The 11,067-nt window shown below is 59.5% G+C and carries 8 protein-coding genes; 6 read left to right on the top strand and 2 right to left on the bottom strand.

Going from position 1 to position 11,067, the window contains the following annotated elements:
* Positions 1–29 precede the first annotated feature (29 nt).
* Positions 30–575, bottom strand: coding sequence for a dTDP-4-dehydrorhamnose 3,5-epimerase (gene rfbC / locus M5G18_RS13380; RefSeq protein WP_273897955.1), 546 nt, complete (start codon positions 573–575; stop codon positions 30–32).
* A 178-nt stretch (positions 576–753) separates the two neighbouring features.
* Here rfbC and M5G18_RS13375 point away from each other — a divergent pair, with 178 nt between their 5' ends.
* The 3 genes from M5G18_RS13375 (at position 754) to M5G18_RS13365 (ending at position 5,409) form a co-directional block, all read left to right on the top strand.
* Positions 754–3,666 carry an aminotransferase gene (locus M5G18_RS13375; protein ID WP_273897956.1) on the top strand — a complete coding sequence of 971 codons (2,913 nt, stop codon included), beginning with the start codon at positions 754–756 and terminating at the stop codon, positions 3,664–3,666.
* Between the two features lie 178 nt (positions 3,667–3,844).
* Positions 3,845–4,951 (top strand): agmatine deiminase, encoded by a 1,107-nt coding sequence (aguA, locus tag M5G18_RS13370; protein ID WP_007952634.1) that lies wholly within the window; start codon positions 3,845–3,847, stop codon positions 4,949–4,951.
* A gap of 245 nt (positions 4,952–5,196) precedes the next feature.
* A complete protein-coding gene (locus M5G18_RS13365) occupies positions 5,197–5,409 on the top strand; it encodes a hypothetical protein (RefSeq protein WP_007952633.1) in 213 nt (70 codons plus the stop codon).
* A 65-nt stretch (positions 5,410–5,474) separates the two neighbouring features.
* On the opposite strand, the gene M5G18_RS13360 is transcribed toward M5G18_RS13365, so the two are convergent.
* Complete coding sequence (locus M5G18_RS13360) at positions 5,475–7,562, bottom strand: TonB-dependent receptor (RefSeq protein ID WP_273897957.1); 2,088 nt, start codon at positions 7,560–7,562, stop codon at positions 5,475–5,477.
* Positions 7,563–7,816: 254 nt separating this feature from the next.
* On the opposite strand from M5G18_RS13360, the gene M5G18_RS13355 reads away from it, so the two are divergent.
* The 3 genes from M5G18_RS13355 (at position 7,817) to M5G18_RS13345 (ending at position 11,052) form a co-directional block, all read left to right on the top strand.
* Positions 7,817–8,485 carry a DsbA family protein gene (locus M5G18_RS13355; protein ID WP_273897958.1) on the top strand — a complete coding sequence of 223 codons (669 nt, stop codon included), beginning with the start codon at positions 7,817–7,819 and terminating at the stop codon, positions 8,483–8,485.
* Positions 8,486–8,784: 299 nt separating this feature from the next.
* Positions 8,785–10,071 carry an OprD family porin gene (locus M5G18_RS13350; protein ID WP_273897959.1) on the top strand — a complete coding sequence of 429 codons (1,287 nt, stop codon included), beginning with the start codon at positions 8,785–8,787 and terminating at the stop codon, positions 10,069–10,071.
* Between the two features lie 234 nt (positions 10,072–10,305).
* Positions 10,306–11,052, top strand: a complete 747-nt coding sequence (locus M5G18_RS13345) for a 2OG-Fe dioxygenase family protein (RefSeq protein WP_273897960.1) — start codon at positions 10,306–10,308, stop codon at positions 11,050–11,052.
* The last annotated feature ends 15 nt before the right edge of the window (positions 11,053–11,067 follow it).

Below are 11,067 nucleotides of genomic sequence, written 5' to 3'. Positions count from 1 at the left end.
GCAGCGGCGCTGAAGATTCATACAGGACTTCAGGAAAAGACGTCGGCGTCCTTGAAGAAGGCGGCTGCCTGATCCTTGGCCGACAATTTTGGCGCTTCGTCGAGTTGCCAGTCGATGCCCAGATCCGGATCGTCCCAGCGAATGCTGCGCTCGGCCGACGGGGTGTAGTAGTCAGTGGTCTTGTAGAGGAATTCGGCGAACTCGCTCAGCACCACGAAACCGTGGGCGAAACCTTCCGGTATCCATAGTTGACGATGGTTGTCGGCGGACAGGCGCACGGCTATCCACTTGCCGAAATGCGGTGAACTGCGCCGGATATCCACGGCGACATCGAGGACTTCACCGGCGGTAACGCGAACCAGTTTGCCCTGGGTGTTTTCCAGTTGGTAATGCAAACCGCGCAGAACGCCCTTCTGCGAGCGGGAATGATTGTCCTGGACAAATTGCGGATTCAGGCCGGTCGCTTCCTGAAAAGCCCTGGCGTTGAAGCTTTCGTAAAAGAAGCCGCGCTCGTCACCAAATACCTTGGGTTCGATGATCAGAACGCCGGGCAGGTCGGTGGTGATTACATTCATGAATTTTTCCGGTGGCGGGGATGGATGGCCGACATTCTTGCGCAAAGTGCCGGAGGGTACGAGCGCAGACTTGCAAATATCCTCGTTTCCCAGGCCCGGAAGGACGGATGGTCGGGGGTTGCTTATCGCCCGCAGCAATGGCGATATAGGCGCCTAATAAAATTTCAGGGGTCGTTCCATGTCGTTCGCCACGTTGATTCATCGCGCCAGTTTGCCCAGCCCTCAGGTTTCGGTGGAGCAGGCCCGGCATCTGCTGGCGCAGCATTACGGCTTGAACGGCACGTTGCAGGCCCTGGGCAGCCAGCAGGATCTCAATTACCGGATCGACAGCGAGCGTGGGCGCTTCGTGCTCAAGATCTGCCGGGGCGACTATTCGCTGGTCGAGCTGCAAGCCCAGCATGCTGGCCTGAAATATCTGGCTGAACACTGCGATGTCCACGTTCCCCGGGTCATCCCGGCCAATGACGGCCAAGACCTGCTGACCCTGGACGTCGGTGGAGAATCGGTGCATGTGCGGTTGCTCGATTACATCGAGGGCCAGCCACTGACGGCTCTCGATCATCTTGGCCATGAAGTCGTCGCCGGCTTCGGCCGGCTCTGCGGCGAAATGGATCTGGCCCTGGCCGGGTTCGACCATCCGGGGCTTGAGCGCACGCTGCAATGGGACGCGCGCCACGCCAGCGCACTGATCGAGCACCTGCTGCCGGTCATCGAAGACGAGCGCCAGCGCGCGCTGATCGCCGAGGCTGCCGAGCAGGCCAGACTTCGTTTGCAGCCGCTGCTGGAAAAGCTGCCGGTGCAGGCGATCCACATGGACATCACCGATGACAACGTGGTCTGGCAGCGTGATGCCCGGCGGCACTGGCAGTTGCAGGGCGTCATCGATTTCGGCGATCTGGTGCGCACCTGGCGCATCACCGATCTGTCGGTCACCTGCGCCGCGCTGCTGCATCACGCCGCCGGCGACCCGTTCGTGATTCTGCCGGCCGTGCAGGCCTATCACGCGGTCAATCCGCTGCAACACGAAGAACTGCTGGCGCTGTGGCCGCTGATCGTGGCGCGGGCGGCGGTGCTGGTGCTCAGTGGCGAGCAACAGGTCAGCATCGACCCGGGCAACACCTACAGCCGCGATAATCTGAGCCACGAGTGGGAGATCTTCCGGGTCGCCACGTCGGTGCCGCTGGCATTGATGGAGGCGGCGATTCTCACGGCGGTCGGCCAGACATTGCCGGCCATCGACAGTGAAGGTTTTGCGCCGTTGCTGCCCGGTCTGGTCGGGCGCGAGTTCGCGTTGATCGATCTGGGTGTATTGAGCGCGCACTTCGAGGCGGGCAACTGGGAGCAGCCTGGCATCGATCAGCGTCTGTTGAGCGAGGCCGCCGCTATCCACGGTCTGGCGGCCAGTCGATACGGGCAATACCGGTTGTCGCGCACCCGGCCTGATAGCGCCGATGAGCCAGAGACATTCCCGCTGCACGTCGAATTGCACGTGCCCCAAGGCTCGGCAGTGGAAGCGCCGTTTGCTGGCGTACTTCACCTGTCGGCCGACGGCGCGCTGCGACTCGACGGTCCGCAACTGAGCCTGCGCTTGCTGGGTGTGAAACCTTCGTTGCACAGCGGCGCGGCGCTAGTAAAAGGCCAGGTGCTCGGGTCGGTAAACGGTCCGTTGACCGTGCAATTGATTCGCGGCGCACAGCCTGAAGCGCCGCTGTTCTGTACACCATCGCGCGCGTTGGCATGGCAGGCGTTGTCCCCATCACCGGCCGCGCTGCTGGGCCTGGCCTGCGACGCCGAACCGGAGCTGGACGCAGCGACCCTGCTGGCACGCCGCGACGCCAGTTTTGCCCGCACCCAGAAGCACTATTACGTCGACCCGCCGCGCATCGAGCGCGGCTGGCGCAATCACCTGATCGACATGCAGGGCCGCTCCTACCTCGACATGCTCAACAATGTCGCGGTGCTCGGCCACGGTCATCCGCGCATGGCGGCGGTGGCGAGCCGGCAGTGGTCGTTGCTCAACACCAACTCGCGGTTCAACTATGCGGCGGTCGCCGAGTTTTCCGAACGCTTGCTGAAACTGGCGCCGGAGGGCATGGATCGGGTGTTCCTGGTCAACAGCGGCAGCGAGGCCAACGATCTGGCGATTCGCTTGGCGTGGGCTGCCAGCGGTGGACGCGACATGATCAGCGTGCTGGAGGCCTATCACGGCTGGACGGTCGGCGCGGACGCGGTCTCGACCTCGATTGCCGATAACCCGAAAGCCCTGAGTAGCCGCCCGGACTGGGTGCATGCGGTGACCGCTCCCAACACTTATCGCGGTGAGTTTCGCGGCCCGGATTCGGCGCCGGATTACGTGCGCAGCGTCGAACATCATCTGGCGAAGATCGATGAGCAGAAACGCCAACTGGCCGGGTTCATCTGCGAGCCGGTCTACGGCAACGCGGGCGGGATCTCGCTGCCGCCGGGTTACCTGAAAAAAGTCTATGAGATGGTGCGCGCCCGGGGCGGCGTGTGCATCGCCGATGAAGTGCAGGTCGGTTACGGGCGCATGGGCCACTTCTTCTGGGGCTTCGAAGAGCAAGGCGTGGTGCCGGACATCATCACCATGGCCAAAGGCATGGGCAACGGCCAGCCGTTGGGTGCCGTGATCACCCGCCGGGAAATCGCCGAAGCGCTGGAAGCCGAGGGCTATTTCTTCTCGTCCGCCGGCGGCAGTCCGGTGAGCTGCCAGATCGGCATGGCGGTGCTCGACGTCATGGAAGAAGAAAAACTCTGGGAAAACGCCCAGGTGGTCGGCGCTCACTTCAAGGCCCGGCTGGAGGCGTTGATCGATCAGTATCCGTTGGTCGGCGCGGTGCACGGTTCCGGGTTCTATCTGGGGGTCGAGCTGATCCGCAATCGGGAAACCCTGGAACCGGCGACCGAGGAAACCACGCTGCTGTGTGATCGCCTGCGGGCGCTGGGGATTTTCATGCAGCCAACCGGCGATTATCTGAACGTCCTGAAGATCAAGCCGCCGATGGTCACCTCGCGTCAGAGCGTGGATTTCTTTGTCGACATGCTGGCGAAGGTGCTGGAAGAAGGGCTCTGAGGCGGTGCGAACCCGACAAATACCGATTTGTATCGGTATTTGTCGGGTTAAACTGAGATTATTTTTTCTTTGTGGCTTCTAAAGCCGATATTTATCGTTTATAAAGTCGCCATAGTCCGTCGTCCAACCCTGTACGGCGCGTTGAAAAACCTCGACGGTTCCCTGGAGTCTGATCGACATGACCACATTGAAAAGCACACCACGTGCCGATGGCTTCTACATGCCGGCCGAATGGGCACCGCAAACCCAGACCTGGATGATCTGGCCCGAGCGTCCGGACAACTGGCGCCTGGGCGGCAAACCGGCGCAGGCCGCTCACGCCGCCGTGGCCAAAGCCATTGCGCGTTTCGAACCGGTGACCGTGGCGGTGTCCGCCGGCCAGTACGAAAACGCTCGTGCTCGCCTCGACGTGCCGAATATCCGCGTGGTCGAGATGTCCAGCGATGACGCCTGGGTTCGCGACAGCGGCCCGACCTTCGTGATCAACAACAGCGGTGAAGTGCGCGGTGTGAACTGGGACTTCAACGCCTGGGGCGGCTTTGACGGCGGTCTGTATTCGCCGTGGAACCGTGATTCTCAGGTCGGCGGCAAGATCCTCGAGATCGAACGCAGCCCACGCTACCGCACCGAAGGTTTCGTGCTTGAGGGCGGCTCGATTCACGTCGACGGCGAAGGCACCCTGATCACCACCGAAGAATGCCTGCTCAACCGCAATCGCAACCCGCACCTGGGCCGCGAAGAAATCGAAGCGGTGCTCAGCGAAAACCTGTCGGTGGACAAGATCATCTGGCTGCCGGATGGCCTGTTCAACGACGAAACCGACGGCCATGTGGATAACTTCTGCTGCTACGTGCGTCCGGGCGAAGTGCTGCTGGCGTGGACCGACGATCCGCAGGATCCGAACTACCCGCGCTGCCAGGCCGCGATGAAAGTGCTGGAAAGCAGCACCGACGCCAAGGGCCGCCCGTTCACGGTGCACAAGATGCCGATTCCGGGGCCGCTGTTTGCCACTGAAGAAGAGTGCGCGGGCGTGGACCCGGTGGACGGCACTCAGGAGCGCAACCCGAGCGTGCGCCTGGCCGGTTCCTACGTGAACTTCCTGATCGTCAACGGCGGCATCATCGCGCCAAGCTTCGACGATCCGATGGACGCGCCGGCGCGGGAGATCCTGCAGAACCTGTTCCCGCAACACGAAGTGGTGATGGTGCCGGGTCGCGAACTGTTACTGGGCGGCGGCAACATTCACTGCCTTACCCAACAGCAGCCCGCGCCGCACAAAGAGTGAGTGCGGATGTAACAGCTTGAGTTGATTGGAAAATCGACCGGGCAGTCATTTGTTGCCCACGCTTGAAGAGAAACCCGCAGCCCGTCAGGACTGCGGGTTTCTTTATGTCCGCTGGTCGGCAATTTAATTATGTTGGCATAGCTCTTGTATCGCTCATGGCGCACTAGGGAGGGGGGAGAACTTCAACAGTTCTGTCATAAACCTTGGATAACTTAGCCGCTCACGAACGGGGAGAGAGCGCTGAAATGAACGCCGAAGTGAACGTAATCAGCGAGCGGACGTTGCATCCCATGGCGGTAAATAGTGAGTCGCTCCAGATTGTCGCGCACTGGTTGAAGTCCAATGGAACGCGTCAGATCAGGGAACCTGATCCGCGCCGGATGATGATCGAGCGTTACCCCGCTGGCCTGTTCAGCGAGGCCGAACTGGAAGCACTGTGGGATGTGATGGAAGGATAAGAAGAACAAACAAGGATTGTAAAAAGCGCTGCCGGGATGGCAGCGCTTTTTTTATGGGCGCGATATCAGAAGCTGTAGGTGCCGGTGACCACCAGGCTGCGTGGTGCGCCCGGCTGGATCTGGAAGGCGCTGGTGGCCGACGAGTAATACTCGCGGTCGGTGATGTTGTTCAGGGCGCCACGCAGGTCCCAGTCCTTGTGGCGGTAGCCGACCAGTGCGTCCCAGCGGCCATAGCCCGGCAGCACGGTGGTGTTGGCGTTGTCGGCATAACGCTGGCCGACCAGGGTCAGGCCGGTTTCGGCATACCAGCCCATTTCCGGTTTCCAGGTCAGGAACAGGCTGCCGTTGCGCTTGGCCACGTTGTTTACGCGTTTGCCTTCCAGGCCGTTGTTGTCCTTCTCGATGGTCGCGTCCTGCACACCAACGCCGCCGCGCACATACCAGTTGCCGACGATCTTGCCGGTACCGGTCAGCTCGATCCCGCGCGACCGTTGCAGGCCGCTGAGCACGGTCAGGGTCGGGTCGTTTGGATCAGTGGTGCGACGGTTGTAGAGTTCCAGCTCATAGACGGCGAGGGTGGTGCTCAGGCGATCGTCGAGCCAGTCGCTCTTGACGCCGATTTCTTTCTGCTTGGTCAGTTCCGGGCTCAGGTCATTGGTATTGCCGGCCGCGCCCGGGGTGATGCCGATCAGACCACCGCCGACCGGCGAGAAGGTCTTGGTCCACGAGGCATAGAACGAGTGATTCTGCAGTGGCGTCCAGACCACGCCGAAACGCGGGCTGGTGCTGTGGCTGTCACGGTCTTCGGAGATGTTGCGCAGTTTGTTGGTCGACTCGATATCGAAGGTGTCGTAGCGCAGACCGGCCAGCAATTGCCATTGATCGTTCAGGCGCAGTTGATCCTGAACATAGACCGCGCGGCTTTCGACTTCGGTGTGGCTGCTGCTCGACACCTGCATGCGCCCGGTGTGGCGCAGGTCGCGGTTGGGGGTGTACAGATCCAGCGACGGCACCGGTTGGGTACCACGGCCGGTGGCCGCGTTGTACAGCGTCGGGTCGCGGCGCTGACTGCCGGTTTCGAGGCCGGTCAGCAAGCGGTGTTCGAGGCCGAAGGTTTCGAATCCGCCTTCCAGCTCAACGTTGTTGAACACGTTGCGGGTGGTCAGGTCCTGCTGCCAGTGCTGGCGGGTGACTTTCTTGGTCGCCGGGGTGTAGCCGGTGAGGTAGGTGTTGTCGAAATCGCTGTCGAGCTTGAACACGCCGAGCGTGTGGCGCAGCTGCCAGTTATCGTTGATTTCATAGCTCAGCTTCGAGCGCAGGGACTGGGTTTTGTCGTCGATGAAATCGTGATCGTTGCCATAGGTCGTGTCCCGGCCGACATCCGCCGGACGTCCACCGACCCCGGGAATACCCCGATCCGGTGTGCGGTTGTAGCGGCTGTATTCGTATTGCACCAGCCAGTTCAGGTCAGGCGTGAGCTGCCAGCTCATCGACGGTGCGAACAGCTGGCGATTGCCGCTGACGCCGTCGCGGAAGCTGTTTTCGTCCATGTTGCCCATGTTCAGGCGCAGGCTGATGTTGTCGCTCGGGTCGGTGCTCAGGTCGGCATAGAGGCTTCGCAGATCTTCGCTGCCACCCTGAGCCTCGATGGTCGAGCGGCGACCGAATTCGGGTGCCTTGCTGACGCGGTTGACGATCCCGCCCTGGCTGCCACGGCCGTACAACACAGCGGCAGGGCCTTTGAGCACTTCGACGCGTTCGATGTTGTGCAGGTCGCGTTTGTACTGGCTGTCGTCGCGGATGCCGTCCAGATAGAAGTCGTTGCTGGCGTCGAAACCTCGGATCCGCAGGCTGTCGAAGCGCGTGTCGCCGCCGCTGCTGACGTTGGGCATGCCGCTCAACGCGTCGCCCAGGTCATTGGTGCCGTAGTTGGCGAAGTTGGCGGTCTTTACCGAGTCGATCGCCTGGGGCACGTAACGTACAGGGGTTGAGGTGCGCGTGGCGGTGTTGCTGACCTTCACGCGCGGGTCGTCGGCCTGGGTTTCGGCACTGATCGAAGTGGCGGGAAGCTCGGTCGCGGAGTAAGCGAAACCGGAAGACAAAAAGGCAGAAAGCCCAAGCGTGACGGGCGTGAGACGGAACGGGGCAGGCATTGAAAAGCGCATCCGAAAGGGTGGAAGAATTCGAGCGCGCGAATGGTAATGCTTTGCATTTACTTCCGTTAATTATTCCTGAAAGGTTCCGCGGTTTGATTGTGTCAATTTATTTCAGATTTGTACCGGGGCAGATAACGACCGCATTTGACCGATTGCCGAAACAGACTGAAAGCCATTCCGGCGTTTTTCAGCAACGATCGAGGGACTAATGTGCCGACATCATTTTTCCACCTTCTGACCGGAGCTTTCCGATGACTCTTCATTACATCTACGACCCGCTGTGCGGCTGGTGCTATGGCGCCAAACCACTGGTGCAGGCCGCACAACAAGTGCTGCCGGTGATTGCCCACGCCGGCGGCATGATGACCGGCGCCAACCGCCAGAACGTTTCACCGCAACTGCGCAATTACGTGATGCCTCACGACCGACGCATTGCCGAATACACCGGTCAGCCCTTTGGCGAAGCTTATTTCGAAGGCTTGTTGCGCGATCACTCGGCGGTGTTTGATTCGGTACCACCGATTGCCGCTGTGATGGCAGCGGAAAAAATCGACGGTCGTGGCCTGGAACTACTTGGCCGTTTGCAGACTGCGCACTATGTCGAGGGGCGGCGAATTGCCGACGAAAGTGTGCTTGTGGAATACGCGGGAGAGCAGGGCTACAACGCCGATATGTTCTTGAATGCCGTGCAGTCCGTCGACACCGAACAACATATAAAGAACAGCCGCGCCGTGTTGGCAAAAGTTGGTGGGCAGGGTTTTCCAACTTTTGCACTGGAACAGGATGGTCAATTCACACTGGTTGATATCGGGCCGTGGCTGGGCAAACCAGAAGCCTTCGCCCAATGGTTGAGTGAGTCGTTTACGCCTGCACCAGGGACTGAAACCCTGCCAGTCTGTGGCCTCGACGGTTGCGCGTAATCCCGCATCAAAATCCCTGACTGCGGGCAATTCCGTGCACGAAGCCATCGCAAAATTTACTTTTTTTAGACGTTTTTCGCCTATTTAAAGACGATTCTTGAAATTGACACATTGTTGAGGGCGCGGCTACGATTCGGCCCAACGCCTGTGGCTAACCGCCATGACTCAAAATTAGGAGCAGGCCCGCCATGACATTGTCTTGAGCGGGTCTTTTTGTTTCGGGGTGAATAAAAGAGTGCAATAAGCGCCGTTTCAGCCGTTCGACACAGCGCGTTTCAACCCGTAATAAGGAAAACAAAATGTTGAACAAGCGAATCAGTCTGATCGCACTGGGGATGTTGAGTGCCACTTCGGCCATGGCTAACGACCAGGCCGAGTCCAAGGGTTTTGTGGAAGACAGCAGCCTCAAAGTGCTGCTGCGCAATGCCTACATCAATCGTGATTACAAAGATGGCAACAAGGACAAGGCCGAGTGGGGCCAGGCGGCCATCGGTACGTTCTCGTCCGGTTTCACCCAAGGCACCGTCGGTGTGGGTGTAGACGCGTTCGGTCTGTACGCGCTGCGTCTGGACGGCGGCAAGGGCCGCAGCGGCGCTGGCGGTATCGACTTTTTCAAACAGGGTGACAGCGGCAACGCGGCTGACGATCTGTCCAAGGGCGGCGCAGCCGTGAAATTCCGTGTGTCCAGCACCACGCTGACCTACGGCGACCAGATGCCGGCCCTGCCGGTGCTGAACTACGACAACTCGCGTCTGCTGCCGGAAAGCTACACCGGTACCTTGATCACTTCCAAAGAGATCAAAGGTCTGCAACTGGACGCCGGTCGTTTCACTGCCGAATCGCGCAAGAGCGCTGAAGGCCGTGACAGCGGTGGCCTGAAGTCCATCAACGTATTGGGCGGTAGCTACCAGTTCACCGAACAATTCAAGGCAGCGCTGTACGCTTCCGACGTCGAAGACGTGATGAAGAAGCAGTACGTGAACGCCAACTACGTGTTCCCGATCGACAAAGATCAGTCCCTGACCCTGGACTTCAACGGCTATCGCACCAAGCTGGACAAGTCCTACGCCGAGTTCAAGAACACTGGCGGTCAGGACAACAAGATCTGGAGCCTGGCAGCGACCTTCGCCACTGGCCCGCACTCGTTCACTGTGGCTCACCAGCGCAGCACCGGCGACAGCAACCTCGGCTACCCGTACGGTGGCTATCAGAACGCCGGCGCGCGTCAGGGTGACGGTGGCAACACCATCTACCTGGCCAACTCCTACTGGTCGGACTTCAACGCTGAAGACGAGCGCAGCTGGCAGTTGGGCTATGGCCTGGACTTCAGCGCTTTCGGTGTGCCGGGTCTGAGCTACAACGTTGCATACGTGCGTGGCGACAACATCACCACCGACACCAGCACCGGCGGCACCGAGCGTGAAATCTTCAACCAGTTCAAGTACGTCGTGCAAAGTGGCCCGGCCAAAGACCTGAGCGTGAAGCTGCGTAGCTCGATTCTGCGCGTTTCGCAGAAGTCTGCCGATTACAACGGTAGCGGCAACGAAGTACGTGTATTCGTGGACTACCCGATCAACATCTTCTGATGATCGGTTGAACCCGCGAAATGCGACAGAAAAACCCCGACTGGTTCGGGGTTTTTTTTTGACGTTTTTTGAAAAAAACAGCATAAAAACCCGTGTTTTTGTCATTTGAAATGCACTTTCAAGCGGTTTCAAATCGCGTTTCAAACGGGGCTTTAAATGCCTGAAATTCTTTCTCATGGACGCAAATTCTCCACCTAATAGATTAGGCCGCTCAATGCAGCGGAGAATTTGGTAATGATCGTTTTAACCAGAGAAGTGGGCGAATCGCTACGGCGCGACAAGTACGCCAATGTGCAGGGTGCTGACTTCAATCTCTACGGTCATTTCGCCGACTTCGTCAGACTGACCAAAAGTTGGGAAAACATGGAGCCTGACAGTTACTACGGTCAGGCCGAAGCCGGCATGCGTTACCGTCGTTACAGCGACTTTGAGTACAACCCCAAGACTCGCGAACTGAAGCAGCTGGAACATCGCGCGTACGTGCAGTCCAAGGAAAACAATGCCTACGTGGGCGGCGTTGTGCGGCACTTCCAGGACTTCTCCGATGAAGTGATTACTTCGCCGGTGATGCGCAGCCTGATCGACACCGATTTCGAAGTGTACAAAAGCGTGTTGCCGGAAGAGCTGCACGATGAAATCTGGCAGTGCCAGATCCATCAGATCCGCATCGAGATCAAACCCGGCAAACAACTGGAAATCACTCCGGAAGGGATTCACTGCGACGGTTATCCGTTCAGCGGCGTGCACTTCTGGGGCCGCAACAATGTCGAGGGTGCGGAGAGTCGTCTGTACGACATCCACGAGCATCAACTGGCGTCGACCACCTACCAGGAAATCCTCGACACCACTTACTTCCTCGACCGCGACATGCGCCACTACGTGACCCCGGCACGCAACACCCATACCCATGCCATGGCGTACCGGCAGATCCTGGCAATTTCTTTCTCGCGGCCCGGGACCGCTTTCGACATTGTTCGCTAATCAGATTGCCCAAAT

The organism is Pseudomonas aphyarum, assembly GCF_028657055.1.
Classification (GTDB): domain Bacteria; phylum Pseudomonadota; class Gammaproteobacteria; order Pseudomonadales; family Pseudomonadaceae; genus Aquipseudomonas; species Aquipseudomonas aphyarum.
Note: the sequence above shows the minus strand (reverse complement) of the source record. Positions and strands in the feature narration are given on the sequence as shown.